The 16,803-nt window shown below is 69.6% G+C and carries 16 protein-coding genes; 8 read left to right on the forward strand and 8 right to left on the reverse strand.

Annotated elements, in window-relative coordinates:
• The first annotated feature begins 9 nt into the window (after positions 1–9).
• The 3 genes from ACLQ23_RS15650 to sucD all read left to right on the forward strand — a co-directional run bounded on the left by ACLQ23_RS15650 (position 10) and on the right by sucD (position 2,914).
• Positions 10–414, forward strand: a complete 405-nt coding sequence (locus ACLQ23_RS15650; protein ID WP_355590698.1) for a cobalamin B12-binding domain-containing protein — start codon at positions 10–12, stop codon at positions 412–414.
• Between the two features lie 431 nt (positions 415–845).
• A complete protein-coding gene (gene sucC, locus ACLQ23_RS15655; RefSeq protein WP_355590701.1) occupies positions 846–2,024 on the forward strand; it encodes an ADP-forming succinate--CoA ligase subunit beta in 1,179 nt (392 codons plus the stop codon).
• 2 nt (positions 2,025–2,026) lie between these two features.
• Positions 2,027–2,914: a succinate--CoA ligase subunit alpha gene (gene sucD / locus ACLQ23_RS15660; RefSeq protein WP_355590704.1), complete on the forward strand. Its 888-nt coding sequence runs from the start codon at positions 2,027–2,029 to the stop codon at positions 2,912–2,914.
• An 84-nt stretch (positions 2,915–2,998) separates the two neighbouring features.
• Here sucD and ACLQ23_RS15665 read toward each other — a convergent pair whose 3' ends face one another.
• Positions 2,999–3,268 (reverse strand): DUF4190 domain-containing protein, encoded by a 270-nt coding sequence (locus ACLQ23_RS15665; protein ID WP_355590706.1) that lies wholly within the window; start codon positions 3,266–3,268, stop codon positions 2,999–3,001.
• 198 nt (positions 3,269–3,466) lie between these two features.
• Here ACLQ23_RS15665 and ACLQ23_RS15670 point away from each other — a divergent pair, with 198 nt between their 5' ends.
• Positions 3,467–4,804 carry a cell division protein PerM gene (locus ACLQ23_RS15670; protein WP_355590708.1) on the forward strand — a complete coding sequence of 446 codons (1,338 nt, stop codon included), beginning with the start codon at positions 3,467–3,469 and terminating at the stop codon, positions 4,802–4,804.
• A gap of 101 nt (positions 4,805–4,905) precedes the next feature.
• Here the strand turns inward: ACLQ23_RS15670 and ACLQ23_RS15675 are convergent, their stop codons facing one another.
• Positions 4,906–5,496, reverse strand: coding sequence for a DUF4190 domain-containing protein (locus tag ACLQ23_RS15675; RefSeq protein ID WP_355590711.1), 591 nt, complete (start codon positions 5,494–5,496; stop codon positions 4,906–4,908).
• A gap of 25 nt (positions 5,497–5,521) precedes the next feature.
• Positions 5,522–5,818 carry a CD225/dispanin family protein gene (locus ACLQ23_RS15680; RefSeq protein ID WP_355590714.1) on the reverse strand — a complete coding sequence of 99 codons (297 nt, stop codon included), beginning with the start codon at positions 5,816–5,818 and terminating at the stop codon, positions 5,522–5,524.
• Between the two features lie 179 nt (positions 5,819–5,997).
• Between ACLQ23_RS15680 and purN the strand changes: the two genes are divergently transcribed.
• Both purN and purH read left to right on the forward strand, forming a co-directional pair.
• Positions 5,998–6,612, forward strand: a complete 615-nt coding sequence (purN, locus tag ACLQ23_RS15685; RefSeq protein WP_355590717.1) for a phosphoribosylglycinamide formyltransferase — start codon at positions 5,998–6,000, stop codon at positions 6,610–6,612.
• Complete coding sequence (purH, locus tag ACLQ23_RS15690) at positions 6,609–8,180, forward strand: bifunctional phosphoribosylaminoimidazolecarboxamide formyltransferase/IMP cyclohydrolase (RefSeq protein WP_425880757.1); 1,572 nt, start codon at positions 6,609–6,611, stop codon at positions 8,178–8,180. Before purN ends, purH begins: the two co-directional genes overlap by 4 nt.
• A gap of 138 nt (positions 8,181–8,318) precedes the next feature.
• Here purH and ACLQ23_RS15695 read toward each other — a convergent pair whose 3' ends face one another.
• The 5 genes from ACLQ23_RS15695 to ACLQ23_RS15715 form a co-directional block, all read right to left on the reverse strand.
• Entirely contained in the window at positions 8,319–9,350 is a 1,032-nt protein-coding gene (locus tag ACLQ23_RS15695; RefSeq protein WP_355590723.1) for an ABC transporter ATP-binding protein, read from the reverse strand.
• Positions 9,334–10,362: an ABC transporter ATP-binding protein gene (locus ACLQ23_RS15700; RefSeq protein WP_425734840.1), complete on the reverse strand. Its 1,029-nt coding sequence runs from the start codon at positions 10,360–10,362 to the stop codon at positions 9,334–9,336. The genes ACLQ23_RS15695 and ACLQ23_RS15700 overlap by 17 nt, the downstream gene beginning before the upstream one ends.
• A 188-nt stretch (positions 10,363–10,550) precedes the next feature.
• Positions 10,551–11,507, reverse strand: a complete 957-nt coding sequence (locus ACLQ23_RS15705) for an ABC transporter permease (protein ID WP_355632939.1) — start codon at positions 11,505–11,507, stop codon at positions 10,551–10,553.
• A gap of 18 nt (positions 11,508–11,525) precedes the next feature.
• Complete coding sequence (locus ACLQ23_RS15710) at positions 11,526–12,464, reverse strand: ABC transporter permease (RefSeq protein WP_053660488.1); 939 nt, start codon at positions 12,462–12,464, stop codon at positions 11,526–11,528.
• A 198-nt stretch (positions 12,465–12,662) separates the two neighbouring features.
• Entirely contained in the window at positions 12,663–14,264 is a 1,602-nt protein-coding gene (locus ACLQ23_RS15715; RefSeq protein ID WP_355590733.1) for a peptide ABC transporter substrate-binding protein, read from the reverse strand.
• 434 nt (positions 14,265–14,698) lie between these two features.
• On the opposite strand from ACLQ23_RS15715, the gene ACLQ23_RS15720 reads away from it, so the two are divergent.
• Positions 14,699–15,559, forward strand: coding sequence for a bifunctional methylenetetrahydrofolate dehydrogenase/methenyltetrahydrofolate cyclohydrolase (locus ACLQ23_RS15720; RefSeq protein ID WP_355590736.1), 861 nt, complete (start codon positions 14,699–14,701; stop codon positions 15,557–15,559).
• A gap of 153 nt (positions 15,560–15,712) precedes the next feature.
• Complete coding sequence (locus tag ACLQ23_RS15725; protein ID WP_355590739.1) at positions 15,713–16,663, forward strand: malate dehydrogenase; 951 nt, start codon at positions 15,713–15,715, stop codon at positions 16,661–16,663.
• Positions 16,664–16,803: the final 140 nt, after the last annotated feature.

Raw genomic sequence — 16,803 nt, forward strand, 5'->3', positions numbered from 1 at the left:
TGTGCGCTGATGAGCTCTCGAATTCGGGTCGTCGTCGCCAAGCCGGGCCTGGATGGCCATGACCGGGGCGCGAAGGTCGTGGCGCGTGCCCTGCGGGACGCCGGGATGGAGGTCGTCTACACCGGCCTGCACCAGACCCCGGAGCAGGTAGTGGAAGCCGCCATCCAGGAGGACGCCGACGCGGTTGGCCTCTCCATTCTCTCCGGCGCGCACATGACGCTGTTTCGCCGGGTGCTCGAACTGCTGGGGGAGCGGGACGCCCGCGACATCGTCGTGTTCGGTGGCGGCATCATCCCCAACGGCGACATCCCCGAGCTGGAGAAGATGGGCGTAGCCAAGATCTTCACGCCGGGAGCCACCACCCAGGCGATCGTCGAGTGGGTCCGGCAGAACGTCGGACAGCCCGTCGCCTGAAAGACGGTGCGCCGGGGGTGTCGAACCGGAGCCGGGCACGGGGGAGGGGCCGGACGCACCCCTCACACGTCCGGCCCCTCTATGCACGATGCCCCGCCGCCACCCCTCGACCGACAGGGCATCGGCCGTCTCCCGTCATCGCGCTGTTCAGCGCTCCGACACCTGACTCAACGACGCCCCCACGGCCGGGTTACGCACCCTTGCCAACATCGCCCGGTCGATTGATGCCGGCCAAGCCGTGACCGGAACTCCCACGTCAGGTGTCCGGTTGTGCATTACCGCACACCGCGCACCCGCTCGGTTGCCGGCCGTGCCCACCTCGCTAGGCTGCCGCCAATGGCCTGTGTGAAGTGATGACAGGCGTCAAACTGTTTTTGAACGCTGGTGGCGGCGCGACGGCGCGCCGCGGAGACGGGACGGGACGCGCAATCGTGGACCTGTACGAGTACCAGGGGCGGGACCTGTTCGAGCGGCACGGCTTGCCCGTGTTGGCCGGCGGCGTCGCCACTACCCCGGAGGAGGCCCGCGCGATCGCCGAACGCCTCGGCGGTCGGGTGGTCGTCAAGGCGCAGGTAAAGGTCGGCGGCCGAGGCAAGGCCGGTGGCGTCAAGCTCGCCGAGGGCCCGGATGAGGCGGTGGCCAGGGCCACCGACATCCTCGGCATGGACATCAAGGGCCACACCGTCCACAAGGTCATGATCACCGTGACCGCGGACGTGGCCGACGAGTACTACTTCTCTTATCTGCTCGACCGGGCGAACCGCACCTTCCTCTGCATCGCCAGCGTGGCCGGCGGTATGGACATCGAGCAGGTCGCCGCCGAGACCCCGGACCGCGTGGTCAAGGCCCCCATCGACGCCGTCAAGGGTGTCGACGAGGCGAAGGCCCGCGAGATCGTCACCGCCGCCGGGTTCCCGGCCGAGGTCGCCGACCAGGTCGTCGAGGTGGCTGTCGGGCTGTGGCAGGCGTTCGTCGCCGAGGACGCCACCCTGGTCGAGGTGAACCCCCTCGCGAAGAACGGCGACGGGCGGCTGCTGCTGCTCGACGCCAAGATCAGCCTGGACGAGAACGCCGCGTTCCGGCACCCGGACCACGAGGCGCTTGTCGACCAGGCCGCCGTGGACCCGCTGGAGCAGGCCGCCAAGGCCAAGGACCTCAACTACGTCAAGCTCGACGGCGAGGTCGGCATCATCGGCAACGGCGCGGGTCTTGTCATGTCGACCCTCGACGTCGTCGCGTACGCCGGTGAGCGGCACGGCAACGTCAAGCCTGCCAACTTCCTCGACATCGGCGGCGGCGCGAGCGCCGCGGTGATGGCGAACGGGCTGGAGATCGTGCTCTCCGACCCGGCCGTGAAGAGCGTATTCGTCAACGTCTTCGGCGGCATCACCGCCTGCGACGAGGTCGCCAACGGCATCATCCAGGCGCTGGCCCTGCTCGAGCAGCGTGGCGAGCAGGTCACCAAGCCGCTCGTCGTCCGCCTCGACGGCAACAACGCCGAGGCTGGCCGGGCGATCCTGGACGGCGCGAACAACCCGCTCGTACAGCGGGTCGACACCATGGACGGCGCGGCCGAGCGGGCCGCCGAGCTGGCAGCTGCGGGGGTCTGATCATGGCTATCTGGCTGACCAAGGACTCGAAGGTCATCGTTCAGGGGATGACCGGCTCCGAGGGCTCCAAGCACACCCGGCGGATGCTCGCCGCAGGCACCAACGTCGTCGGCGGCGTCAACCCGCGCAAGGCGGGCCAGAAGGTCGACTTCGACGGCGCCGAGCTGCCGGTCTTCGCGTCCGTGGCGGACGCCATGGCCGAGACCGGTGCCGACGTCACAGTCATCTTCGTGCCGCCGCAGTTCACGAAGGCCGCAGTGGTCGAGGCGATCGACGCCGCGATCCCGCTGGCCGTGGTGATCACCGAGGGCGTGCCGGTGCACGACACGGCCTCGTTCTGGGCGTACAACCTGTCGCAGGGCGAGCGGACCCGGATCATCGGGCCGAACTGCCCCGGCATCGCCTCCCCGGGCGCCGCCAACGCCGGCATCATCCCTGCCGACATCACCGGCTCCGGCCGGATCGGCCTGGTCAGCAAGAGCGGCACGCTGACCTACCAGATGATGTACGAGCTGCGCGACATCGGCTTCTCCACATGCGTCGGCATCGGTGGCGACCCGATCATCGGGACCACGCACATCGACGCCTTGAAGGCGTTCGAGGCCGACCCGGACACCGACGCCATCGTGATGATCGGTGAGATCGGCGGCGACGCCGAGGAGCGGGCTGCCGAGTTCATCAAGGCCAACGTCACAAAGCCGGTGGTCGGCTACATCGCCGGCTTCACCGCGCCCCCCGGCAAGACCATGGGCCACGCCGGAGCGATCATCTCCGGTTCGGCCGGCACCGCCGAGGCGAAGCAGGCGGCGCTGGAGGCGGTCGGAGTCAAGGTCGGCAAGACGCCGACCGAGACCGCGAAGCTCATGCGGGAGATCATGTCCGGCAACTGAGCCGGTCAGGCAGCAGCGCAGGGGTCGACCGGTATCGAGCCGGTCGACCCCTGCGGCGTACCACCCAGGCGAAGTGGCCCAGGATCAGTCGTTGTTGCTCCAGAACGGGTAGTTGCCCGTCGACCGGAGGATCGCGCTCCCGATGATGTTGATCACGCCGAATGCGATGGCGAGGTAACCGAGAACCGGCGACTGGCCGTACCGCCGGGCGTCGCGGATCGACAGGTAGCCGAAGATGACGCCGAGAATGCCGCAACAGATCAGGCCCAGCACGATGCCCAGCACGCCCCAGAGCGTGGTGCGGTCCCGGCCCCTGGCCGGAGGGGGTGGGGGCGGTGGGTATGCGGTCGTCACGGCTACCTCCGGGCGATCATGGGCGGGCCGACCCGGGAGTGACCGGCGGACCCGACCCGGAAGGCGGCGACGGGCCACCTCCTCTGGGCCGAGGCTAGACCCGGCCGGGCGGCTCCGAACCCCGGTTCGCCCAACTCGCCGCAGTCCAGGCCGCTTAACGGACTGCCACCGCCCGTCTGACATGCCAGAGTAGAGCGGATGTCCCCCGTCACCCCTGACCATCCCAGTCGCCCCGGCGGCGTGCGTGCCGACGACCTGTCGGTCGACCGCGCCGCACCGCGGCGGCGGGTGCCCGCGCCCCGCGCCGGCGAGTCGCCGCGCGGGCGGGCACCGCTGCCCGTCGCCGCCGGGGTGGCCGCCGGTTGGGCAGCCCTCACCTCGTACCTGCCGGTCGCCATCGTGCTCGGCCTGGTGCAGCTCGGCGCCGACTCCACCACCCTGAGCGGCACCCTGCGCACCGCGCTGGCCGGCTGGCTGGTGGGGCACGGCGTACCGCTGCACACCGACGCCGGCCCCTTCGGTCTCGCCCCGCTGGCGCTCACCGTGCTCGCGCTCTGGCGACTGACCCGGGCCGGCGTGCACGTCAGCCGCGCGATCGGCGCGCGTGACAGCTATTCACCGCGACGAGCGCTTATCGCCGCGGGCACTGTCGGCCTGGCGTACGCGCTGCTCGGCGCGCTGGCCGCGGTACTGGTGGGCACGGGAGGGCCGGACGTGTCCCCGGTGCGGGCGGCGGTCACGTTCGCGGTGGCCGCCACGCTCGCCGCACTTGTCGGCGCAACCCGGACCACCGCTGTGACCCGCCTGCTGAGCACCCGGCTGCCGGATCCGCTGCGAGACGCTGTGCGCACCGGGCTGGTGGCCGCGCTCCTGCTACTCGGGGCGGGTGCCGGCGCGGCAGGTCTGGCTGTGGCCACGGGCGGCGGTGACGCCGCGGACATGATCGGCGCGTACCAGACCGGGGTGGCCGGGCAGGCCGGGATCACCCTGGTCAGCATGGCGTACGCGCCGAACGCCGCGATCTGGTCGACAAGCTATCTGCTCGGGCCGGGCTTCGCGGTCGGCGTCGACACCGCCGTCCGCACAAGCGAGGTGTCGGTGGGCGCGCTTCCGGCCATCCCATTGCTCGCCGGCCTGCCCCGTGGCCCCGTGGACGGCCTCGGCGCACTGCTCCTCGCGGTGCCGGTGCTGGCCGGGATGGTGGTCGGCTGGTTGCTGGCTCGCCGGATGGCCCGCCTCGCCGGGCCGGAGCAGGCCCCGCTGCGCTGGGGCGGGCTGTTGGCGCCGGCGGCACTGGCCGGGCCGGTGGCCGGCGTACTCCTCGGCGTGGCCGCCGCGGTCTCCGGTGGGCCGCTCGGTGCCGGCCGTCTGGCGCAGGTCGGTCCGGTGGCCTGGCAGGTCGGGGTGGTCACGGCCGCTGTCATCACGGCCGGCGCACTGCTCGGAGCCGCCGCCACCCGGACGCTCACCCGGAGCCCTCGCGGCAACCAGCCCCGCCGGCGCGATCCGGAGCCGGACCGGCGCGACCTGTCCTAGACGAACGCGCCGTTGCGGCTCGCTGGACGCGGCCCGGATGTGCTGGGGACGGCGCGGGGCGCCCCGGACGAATCCGGAGCGCCCCGTCAGGACCGGACCGATCAGGGCTGGGCCGGCAGGTTGATGTTCGCGAAGATGCCCAGGATGATCAGCAGGATGCCCAGGCCGGCACCGACTGCACCGCAGATCAGACCCGTCTTGGCCTGGCCGCCGTTGCTGGCCTGGCCCTGAGCGGCCTTCTGCTGGCCCAGGTAACCGGTCACCACAGCGGCGATGCCGACCGGGATGCCCAGGTACAGGCAGCAGACCAGCGGGATCGACGCGATGCCGAGGATCATCGACACCAGGCCGAGGGTGTTGTTCTGGCCCTGCTGCTGCGGGTAGCCCGCGTTCGGGTAGCCGGGAGCGCCACCGTACTGCGGCTGCTGACCGTACGGGTCCTGCGGCTGCTGGCCGTAGGGCTGGCCCGAGGTGGGCTGCTGGCCGTACTGCTGGCCGTACGGGTCCTGCGGCTGCTGGCCGTACGGCTGGCCCGAGGTGGGCTGCTGACCGTAGGGCTGACCCGACGTCGGCTGCTGGCCGTAGGGGGCGGCCGGCGGCTGACCGTACGGGTCGTGCGGCGGCTGGGGTGCGGTCGGGTCCGGGTTCGGCTGCTGGCCGTACGGGTCCTGACCGGGGTTGCCGGGCTGCATTCGAGAAGCTCCTTGGATTGTTCCGTTAGTTACTGCTGCCGTTCCCACTCATGATCGCGCTCAGACCGCCCAACGCGCAGCACAGCAGCACGATGACATACCACGCAATGCCGACGATAAGTGCCCACTTGGACCACTTGCGTGATTCTGCGGCCGCGGCCTGGGCCCCGGCGTAGTCGCCCTGCTGAAGCAGCGGGTTCACCTTTGACGCGTTGATGATCGCTGGGATGGCCAGCGGCCAGAAGAGGAAGACAGCGACGATCGACATCGTCATGTTGTTGTCGACCGGCGGTTGCTGCTGGGGGTGGTGACCGGGCTGCATGGGGGTGCTCCTCATTCCAACGACACGGCTGGCGTGCCGGAACAGTGACGTGGTGCGGGCCGGCACGGTGTCCAGCCCGGGCGACCGGCAGCGTACCTGGTCGATGCCCGTGAAATCTGTCAGAGATCGGCGCGCCGCCCAGCCGGAGAGCGTCCTGACCTGCCCGATAGGGTGGCCCGGTGACCGCGTCCGTCGCCCGCCTCGTCGTCCTCGTCTCCGGCTCCGGAAGCAACCTTCAGGCGCTGCTGGACGCCACCGCCGACCCCGCGTACGGCGCGCAGGTGGTGGCGGTCGGCGCGGACCGCGACGGCATCGCGGGCCTGGACAGGGCGCAGGCCGCGGGGGTGCCGACCTTCGTCGAGCGGGTCCGCGACCATGAGACGCGCGAGGACTGGGACCTGGCGCTCACCGCGCACGTCGCGAAGCACCAACCCGACCTGGTCATCTCCGCAGGCTTCCTCAAGCTGGTCGGTGAGCATTTCCTCGCCGCCTTCGGTGACCGCTACCTGAACACCCACAACACTCTGCTGCCGGCGTTCCCCGGCATCCACGGCCCGCGCGACGCCCTCGCCTACGGCGTGAAGCTCACCGGGGCCACGCTCTTCTTCGTCGACGCCGGCATGGACACCGGGCCGATCGTGGCGCAGGTCGCGGTGCCGGTGCTCGACGACGACGACGTGGACGCGCTCACCGAGCGCATCAAGGAAGCCGAGCGGCGCCAGCTCGTCGAGCAGGTCGGCCGCCTGGTCCGCGAAGGCTGGACCATCACCGGAAGGAAGGTCACGGTTCCGTGAGTTCCACTCAGGACGGGCGCCGCCCGATCAGGCGGGCGCTGGTCAGCCTCTACGACAAGACCGGGCTGGTCGAGCTGGCGCAGGCCCTGCACGCCGCCGGTGTGGAGATCGTCTCCACCGGCAGCACGGCGGGCACCATCGCCGCCGCCGGGGTGCCGGTGACGCCGGTGGAGACGGTGACCGGTTTTCCCGAGGTGCTCGACGGCCGTGTGAAGACCCTGCACCCGAAGGTGCACGCGGGTCTGCTCGCCGACCTGCGCAAGGACACCCACGTGGCGCAGCTCGACGAGCTGGGGGTGGCGGCGTTCGACCTGTTGGTCTCCAACCTCTACCCGTTCCAGGCGACGGTCGCCTCCGGTGCCGGCGTCGAGGAGTGCGTGGAGCAGATCGACATCGGTGGGCCGGCGATGGTGCGGGCCGCCGCCAAGAACCACGCCTCGGTGGCGGTGCTGACCGACCCGGCGGGATACCCGGCGTTGCTCGGCGCGCTCGGCGAGGGCGGCTTCACGCTGGCCCAGCGTCGCGCCCTGGCTGCCCGCGCGTACGCCGACATCGCCGAGTACGACGTGGCAGTGGCCCAGTGGTGTGCCCGGGAGCTGGCCCCGGCCGACGACTCCTGGCCGGCGTTCGCGGGGACCGCACTGCGTAAGTCGACGGTGCTGCGCTACGGGGAGAACCCGCACCAGCCCGCCGCGCTCTACACCGACCCGGACGCCCCGGCCGGGCTGGCGCAGGCAGAGCAGTTGCACGGCAAGGAGATGTCCTACAACAACTACGTCGACGCGGACGCCGCCTGGCGGGCTGCGAACGACTTCGCCGACCAGCCGGCCGTGGCGATCATCAAGCACGCCAACCCGTGCGGCATCGCCGTGGGCGCGGACGTGGCCGAGGCGCACCGCCTGGCGCATGCCTGTGACCCGGTGTCGGCGTTCGGCGGCGTGATCGCGGTCAACCGGGCGGTCTCGGTCGAGATGGCCCGGCAGGTGGCCGAGATCTTCACCGAGGTGGTGGTCGCCCCCGGCTTCGACGAGGGCGCCGTCGAGGTGCTGCAGGGCAAGAAGAACATCCGGCTGCTGCGCGCGCCGGTGTGGACCCCGGCGACTGTCGAGTGGCGGCAGGTGACCGGTGGCGTGCTGACCCAGATCGCCGACCGGGTGGACGCCCCGGGCGACGATCCGGCCAACTGGCAGTTGGCAACCGGTGAGGCCGCCGACGAGGAACTGCTGCGTGACCTGGCGTTCGCCTGGCGGGCGGTCCGCGCCGTGAAGAGCAACGCGATCCTGCTCGCCAAGGACGGCGCCACAGTCGGCGTCGGCATGGGTCAGGTCAACCGGGTCGACTCGGCGCAGCTCGCGGTCAGCCGCGCCGGCGCCGACCGGGCCCGGGGTTCGGTGGCCGCCTCGGACGCGTTCTTCCCGTTCGCCGACGGCCCGCAGATCCTCATCGACGCCGGCGTCCGCGCCATCGTCCAGCCCGGCGGCTCGATCCGCGACGAAGAAGTAATCGCAGCGGCCAAGAAGGCAAACGTAACGATGTACCTAACCAAAACCCGCCACTTCTTCCACTAACCGCGCTGCCCCACCCCCCCACCCCGCCCCGCCCCGTCGATCATGGAGTTGTGGTGCCCCGCAAAAGGGGTATCGGCTGAGAAATCGCCCACCACAACTCCATGATCGACGCGATTGGTGGGGGGAGGGCGAGAGGGGTTAGGGGGTTGGGGGGCGTAGTTCTGCGAAGTGGCAGGCGGACGGGTGGGGGTCTGCTGCGCGGGGCACGGTTTGCGGGTCCTCGACCGCGCAGATCTCCTGGGCCTTCCAGCAGCGGGTGCGGAAGTGGCAGCCACTCGGCGGGTCGGCAGGGCTGGGCACGTCGCCGACCAGGCGGATCATGTTGCGCTGGTCGCGTACCTCCGGGTCCGGCACCGGCACGGCCGAGAGCAACGCCTGGGTGTACGGGTGGGTGGCCCGCTCGTAGATCTCGTCCTCGGTGCCGATCTCGACGATCCGACCGAGGTACATGACCGCCACCCGGTCGGCGATGTGCCGCACCACGGACAGGTCGTGCGCGATGAAGATGTAGGAGAGCCCGAACTCGTCCTGGAGCTGCTCCAGGAGGTTGATCACCTGGGCCTGGATGGAGACGTCGAGCGCGGAGACCGGCTCGTCGCAGACGATCACCTCGGGCCGCAGCGCGAGCGCGCGGGCGATGCCGATGCGCTGGCGCTGACCGCCGGAGAACTGGTGCGGGTACCTGTTGATGTGCTCTGGGTTGAGCCCGACGACGTCCAGCAACTCCTGTACCCGCTTCTGCTTGCTGCCCTTCGGCGCCGCGTCGCGGTGGATCTCGAACGGCTCCCCGATGATGTCGCCGACGGTCATCCGCGGGTTCAGCGAGGTGTACGGGTCCTGCATGACCATCTGCATGTTGCGGCGCAGCCGACGTAGTTCGCCGCCGGAGGCCTTGAACAGGTCCTTGCCCTCCAGGGTGGCCCGTCCGGCGGTGGGTGTCTCCAGCCGCATGAGCAGCCGGGCGAGTGTGGACTTGCCGCAGCCGGACTCGCCGACGACGCCGAGCGTCTCGCCCCGGCGCAGCTCGAAGCTCACGCCATCGACTGCCTTTACGGCGCCGATCTGCCTCTGGAACAGCACGCCCTGGGTGATCGGGAAGTGCTTCACCAGGTTGTCGACGGAGAGGATGGTCTCGCCCCGGACCTTCGTGGGGCTAGCGGGCGCTGTCATCACGGACCTCCTGCGCGAAGTGGCAAGCGCTGGTCCGGCCGTCGCCGAGGACCAGGTCGTGCGGCACCACGTCCACGCAGACCTGCTGGACGTACGGGCACCGGGGGTGGAACGGGCAGCCGGAGGGGATCCGCATCAGGTTCGGCGGCAACCCCTTGATCGTCGACAGTTCCTGGCCGCGGACGTCCATCCGCGGGATCGATTCCAACAACCCTTTTGTGTACGGGTGGGCGGGCGCCTTGTAGAGCGAGCGGACGTCGGCGTGCTCGACGATCCGGCCGGCGTACATGACGGCGATCCGGTCCGCGACGCCGGCGACCACCCCGAGGTCGTGGGTGATCAGGATCATGGCCATGTTGAGGTCGCGGCGCAGGTCGGCCAGCAGGTCCATGATCTGGGCCTGCACTGTGACGTCGAGGGCGGTGGTGGGTTCGTCGGCGATGAGCACCTTCGGGTCGAGCGCCAGCGCCATGGCGATCATGACGCGCTGCCGCATGCCGCCGGAGAACTGGTGCGGATAGTCGCCGACCCGCTTGGCCGCCCCGGGGATCTTGACCAGGTCCATGAGTTCGATGGCCCGGCTGCGGGCGTCGCTGCGGGACATACCGGAGCGCTGGCGTAGCGTCTCGCCGATCTGCCAGCCGACCGGGAAGACCGGGTTCAGCGCCGAGAGCGCGTCCTGGAAGATCATCGCGATCTCCTTGCCGCGGACCTGCCGGCGCTGCTCCTCGGAGCTGGTGAGCAGGTCCTGACCCTGGTAGAGGATCTGGCCGGAGCGGACGAACGCGGGCGGGGTGTCCAGGATGCCCATGATCGCCTGGGCGGTGACCGACTTGCCGGAGCCGGATTCGCCGAGCACCGCGAGGGTCTCCCCGGCGTCCAGGTGGTACGACACGCCGTTGATCACCCGGGCCACGCCCTCGTGGGTGCGGAACTCGACGTGCAGGTCCCGCAGCTCCAGCAGATGACCGCCCTCGGGTGTGGCGGAGGCGGGCGTGGGTTGAACGGTCATGACGGTGCCTGCCTTTCGCTCGCGACTGCGGGGCTCGCTTCGCTCACTCCTCGCGCTCGCACGGTGCCTGCCTTTCGCTCGCGACTGCGGGGCTCGCTTCGCTCACTCCTCGCGCTCGCACGGTGCCTGCCTTTCGCTCGCGACTGCGGGGCTCGCTTCGCTCACTCCTCGCGCTCGCACGGAGAATCTCACCGCAGCTTCGGATCGAAGGCGTCACGGATCGCGTCGCCGAGCATGATGAACGCCAGTACGGTCAGCGCGAGGAAGGCCGACGGGACGATCAGCGGGGTCGCCGCCTCCCGCATGTGGATCCGGCCGGTGTCGATGTCCTGGCCCCACGAGATGGTCGGTGCTTTCAGGCCGATGCCCAGGAACGAGAGTGTGGCCTCGGCTGCGATGAACGAGCCGAGCGCGATCGTCAGCACCACGATGGCCGGGGCCAACGAGTTCGGCAGGATGTGCCGCCACATGATCCGGCCGTTGCCGGCGCCGAGCATCCGGGCCGCCGCCACGTAGTCCTGTTCCTTGGCGGTGATGACCGAGGAGCGGACGACACGGGCGGCCGTGGTCCAGCCGAGGATGGCCAGGACGAAGATCACCGCGGCGATCCGGGCGTTCTCGCTGTCACTGGAGACGCGCTTGAGCAGCACGATCGCCGCCAGCAGCAGCGGGATGCCGAGCACCACGTCGATCACCCGGGAGAGCACCGCGTCGATCCAACGGCCGAAGTACCCGGCAAGCATGCCGACCGTCAGCGCGATCACCCCGGTGCCGAGCGCGGCGAGCGCGCCGACAAGCAGCGAGGCCCGTGTGCCGTAGACCGCCCGGGAGTACGTGTCGCAGCCCTGGAAGTCGTACCCGAAGATGGCCCCGCCGGACGGCCCGGCGTGCTGCCGGGACAGCAGGCAGTCGTTCGGGCTGTTGGCGGTGAACAGGCCGGGGGCGAGGGCCATCAGGGTGAAGACGACGACAAGCGTCAGCGAGATCCAGAAGATCGGGTTGCGGCGCAGGTCGCGCCACGCGTCGCCGGCCAGGCTGCGCGGTCTCTGCGGCGTGTCGACCTGGTTGGGTGCGCCGGGTTCACCGGAGGGGCCGCGACGCGCCGCCTGGTTCTCGGTGGCGGCCACCGTCTCGAAGTCACTCATGCCGGCACCTCGCTGTGCTCACTCATAGCGGATCCTCGGATCGAGTACGGCGTACAGGACGTCCACCAGCAGGTTCGAGACCAGGTAGACCACGACGAGCACGCTGACGATGCCCACCACGAGAGGGCCGTCCTCGGTGCGGATGCCGCGGAAGAGGTTGAAGCCCACACCGGGGATGTTGAAGACGCCCTCGGTGATGATCGCGCCGCTCATCAGGTTGCCCAGCTCCACACCGAGGAAGGTGACCACCGGGATGAGCGAGTTGCGCAGGACGTGGACGGTGACGATGCGACGTTTGACGAGGCCCTTGGACCGGGCGGTGCGCACGTAGTCGGCGCGGAGGTTCTCGGCCACCGAGGTGCGGGTCAGGCGCAGCGCTGTGGCCAGGGACAGCGAGCCGAGCACGATGCCCGGCAGCAGCAGGGCGTAGAACGTCGGTTGGGAGCCGGCGGTGGGCGGGAAGAGCTGCCACTTGACGCCGAGGAAGTACTGGGCGAGCGGTGCCAGCACGATGGTGGGGATGCCCAGCACCAGCAGTGTCAGCACCAGCGTCGAGTTGTCGAAGATGCTGGCCCGGCGGATGCCGGCGATCACACCGGCGCTGACGCCGAAGATGATCGCCACGGCGAGCGCTATGAGTGCGAGCTTCACGGTGACCGGCCAGGCGGCCTGGAGGATGTCGCCGATCTGCCGGCCGGTAAGGGACTGGCCCAGGTCGCCCTGGAGCAGGTTCTTGACGTAGTCGAAGTAGCGGTAGAAGAAGCCGCCGACGCCTGTCGCGTCGAGGTGGTACTTCTCCGTCAGGTAGGCCCGCTGGGCCGGCGTCACCGGTCGTTCGCCAGCGAGTGCCTGGATGGGGTCACCCTGGCCGGCGAACATCAGCGCGTAGACGATCAGGGTGGTCCCGAAGAACGCCAGGACCATCTGGAGGAGGCGCCGAAGGATGTAGCGGAGCATGCTTAGCAGTCTCTCCGGAAATATGCGAAAGGGTCGCAGGACGGCATCTCTGGTCGTACCCGAAATATCGGAGATGTGCCGTCGGCCCCGGTGGAGGTCCGCACCGCCGGTGTCGCGCCCGCGTCAGCGGGCCGGCGGGTACCGCGCGGTTCGGGCCACCCGGGCGTTGTCGCTCGGGTGGCCCGCACCTCGGTCAGCTCAGCTGGCCGCTTCGATCTCGATGAGGTTGACCCGCTGGAACAGGTCCATCTCGACGTTCTTGACCTTGGACGAGTGGCCGTACACGTTCTCGCCGAAGCGGAGCGGGATCACCGGCATGTCCTTGGCCAGGATGTCCTCCGCCTGCTGGTACTTGGCGATTGCCTCGTCCTGCGTCTTGGCGGCGGCACCCTCCTTGAGGAGCTTGTCGAACTCCGGGTTGCTGTAGCCGTAGTAGTTCGACGAGCCGTTCGCGCTGTACAGCGGGCCGAGGTAGTTCTCCATGGTCGGGTAGTCCATCACCCAACCCATCCGGAAGGCGCCCACCGGCTGCTTGGCCTCGACCTTGGTCAGCAGGTCGGCGAACTTCGGCTCGGCCGAGCCGACGGCGTCGACACCCAGGTTGGCCTTGAGCTGGTTGACCGTGGCGTCGACCCAGTCCTTGTGACCGCCGTCGCCGTTGTAGGAGATGACGATCTTCGACGGGCCGCCAGCGGCCTGGTAGAGCTTCTTGGCCTCGGTCGGGTTGAACTCCCCGGCCGCACCCGCCGTGTTCTCCCGGTAGCCCGGAAGCACCGGCGAGACGAACGAACGTGCCGGCGCCTGCGAGTCCTTGAAGACCGACTTGGTGATCTCGTCACGGTCGATCGCCATCGAGATGGCCTTGCGCACGTCCGGGTTGCTGTAGTCCTTGTCGAACGTCGGGAACGCGAGGAACTGGAACGACGACATCGGGCTGGACTGGTAGCGGTCGCCCAGATCGCTCGGCGCGGTGCTCAGGCTCTCGGTCGGGATCGTGGGCAGCACGTCCAGGTTGTCGGCGAGGACGTCCGCGTAGGCCGCGGTGAGCTGCTGGTAGATCCGGAACTCGACGTTCTTGACCTTGGGCTTCTCGCCCGGGTACGCGTCGTACCGCTCGACCTCGATCTTGCTGTCGTGCTGCCAGGAGCCCTTCATCTTGAAGGGGCCCTGACCGATCGGCGCCTGCTCGTACGAGTCCTTGATCACGCCCGGGGCCGAGAACGCGGCGTCCGGCAGCGGGAAGAACGCGGTGTAGCCCAGCGTCGTCTTGAAGTCGATGTACGGCTCGGAGAGGGTCACCTGGAAGGTCAGGTCGTCGACCTTCTTCAGGCCGGACAACTCCTTGGCCTTCGGCTTGTCGCCCTGCATGTCGGCGTAGCCAGCGATCTTCTCGAAGAAGTAGTTGCTGTCCTGGCCGTTGGGGGCGTACGCGCCGTAGTTCCAGGCGTTGATGTAGTCCTCGGACGTCACCTTCTCGCCGTTGTGGAAGGTGTAGCCGTCCTTCAACTTGATCGTCCAGACCTTGTTGTCGGACGAGGTCACCGACTCCGCCGCCACCTCGTACGGCTTGTTCTGGGCGTCGTAGTCGATGAGCGGGCTGAACAGGCCGGCGAGGACCTGCGCACCCGACGTCTCGGTGGTGTTTGTGGGAACCAGGTGCTTCGGCTCGCTGATCTGGATGCTGACCGCTGAACTTCCGCTTCCGCCGGACCCACCGTCTCCGCCGCTGCCGCAGGCCGCGAGGCCCAGCGTCACCGCGAGCGGGAGGGCGGTCCAGGCGGCGAGCCTACGAACTCGCATTGTGCCTCCTCATCTCCTCACGCTGCGCAGTCAGGCCCGACGCTGGGTTTACGCTGCGCAACAAGCGGCAACGGTAGGTCGCGCTACCGGCCGTCGACAACGGCTCGGTAGCGGGCGCGTAACGGTCGGAATACCCTGCCGGGTGACGCAGGCGACAGTCGCCTGTATCGAATCGGACGGGCTGGCTCTGGCCTAGACATATTCGCGTCTGGTCAGGTGCCCACTGTGTTCGTGTGGCCCGGATTCGCCAGTGCTCGGTTCGTCGTCCGGGCTCCGCCCGATCGATCACTCTGACCGGTCCGCGCGTGACCAGCTCCACAAATGCTCACTGATGGTGACGAGAGGTGGGTCACTATCAGTTACTGATTCGGGTTCGGGTGCCCGTCCAGCGAGGTCGTCTGAAGGGCAGGTGCCGGACATGAGACGATCTGCTCGTGACGGCGACGCTTCTGGACGGCAAGGCGACCGCGGCGGAGATCAAGGACGAGCTGCGGATACGCGTGAAGGCACTCGCGGAACGCGGCATCATCCCCGGGCTGGGCACGGTCCTGGTCGGCGCGGATCCCGGCAGCCAGGCGTACGTCAACGGCAAACACCGTGACTGCGCCGAGGTCGGCATCGCCTCGATCCGGCGGGAACTGCCGGCCGACGCCACCCAGCAGCAGGTCGACGATGTCATTGCCGAGCTGAACGCCGACCCGGCGTGCCACGGCTACATCGTCCAACTGCCGCTGCCGGCCCACCTCGACACCCAGCGCGTGCTGGAGCTGATCGACCCGGACAAGGACGCCGACGGCCTGCACCCGGTCAACCTGGGGCGACTCGTGCTCGGCTACGACGGGCCGCTGCCCTGCACCCCGCGCGGCATCGTGGAGCTGCTCCGCCGGCACGACGTGGCGCTGCGCGGCGCGACAGTGGCGGTTGTCGGCCGGGGCAACACCGTCGGCCGACCGCTCGGCCTGCTGCTCACCCGCCGCAGCGAGAACGCCACTGTGACGCTCTGCCACACCGGCACGCTCGACCTCGCCTCGCACACCAGGGCCGCCGACATCGTGATCGTCGCGGCAGGCGTACCCGGTCTGCTCACCGCCGACATGATCCGGCCCGGCGCCGTTGTCGTCGACGTGGGCATCACCCGGGTGATCGGCGCGGACGGCAAGGGCCGCTACACCGGTGACGTGGCCCCGGAGGTGGCCGAGACGGCCGGTGGGCTGGTGCCCATGCCCGGTGGTGTCGGTCCCATGACGCGGGCCATGCTGCTCACCAACGTGGTCGAACGCGCCGAGCGCGGCTGAAGTGTAAGGAAGGGCACCTTTCTTGCCGCCACCCGCGTCTGACGGGGCCCTTCCTGGCTCAACCAGGCCGTAACCGTCCGCCCCTGGCCTGATCGGTGCCAGGATGGCTGATACGGTCCGGAAAACCGACTGGTAGCAGGGAGTGGGACGACCATGGGTAAGAAGGTCACTGTCGTCGGGGCTGGCTTCTACGGCTCCACCACCGCACAGCGCCTGGCCGAGTACGACGTCTTCGACACCGTCGTGATCACCGACATCGTGGATGGCAAGCCCGCGGGACTCGCCCTGGACCTCAACCAGTCGCGGGCCATCGAGGGCTTCGAGACCAAGGTCGTCGGCGTGACCACCGGCCCGAACGGCGAGGGCTACGAGGCCATCGAGGGCTCCGACGTCGTGGTGATCACCGCAGGCCTGCCGCGTAAGCCCGGCATGAGCCGCATGGACCTGCTCGAGACCAACGCCAAGATCGTCCGGCAGGTGTCCGAGAACGTGGCCAAGTACGCCCCGAACGCCGTGGTCATCGTGGTCTCCAACCCGCTGGACGAGATGACCGCCCTGGCCCAGCTGGCCACCCAGTTCCCGAAGAACCGGGTGCTCGGCCAGGCCGGCATGCTGGACAGCGCCCGGTTCACCAACTTCGTCGCCGAGGCGTTGAGCGTCCCGGTCGCGTCCGTACGGACGCTCACCCTGGGCTCGCACGGCGACACCATGGTGCCGGTGCCCTCGAAGAGCACCGTCAACGGCAAGCCGCTGCGTGACGCGATGCCGGCCGCGCAGATCGAGGAGCTGGTCGTCAAGACCCGCAACGGTGGTGCCGAGGTCGTCGCGCTGCTCAAGACCGGTTCGGCGTACTACGCGCCGTCTGCCGCCGCCGCCCGGATGGCCAAGGCCGTCGCCGAGGACTCCGGCGCGGTCATGCCGGTCTGCGCGTGGGTCGACGGCGAGTACGGCATCTCCGGCGTCTACCTGGGTGTCGAGGCCGAGATCGGCGCCGAGGGCGTCAAGCGGGTCGTCGAGACCGACCTGGACGCCGACGAGCTGGCAAGCCTGAAGGAGGCCGCCGAGGCCGTCCGCGCCAAGCAGGGCGACGTCGCCAGCATGTGATCGAACCCAGCCCATGCTGAAGGGGCGCGCCGGCAGAGCCGGCGGGCCCCCTCAGCGGCCGCGGGCCTGGCGCCGAGCCCCCCCCGCCCCCGCGCGGCCCGATACGGGGGGTTCTGGTGGACAGGGGTCTCCAGGCCCCA

This window comes from Micromonospora sp. DT41 (assembly GCF_049841715.1).
Taxonomy (GTDB): domain Bacteria; phylum Actinomycetota; class Actinomycetes; order Mycobacteriales; family Micromonosporaceae; genus Micromonospora; species Micromonospora profundi.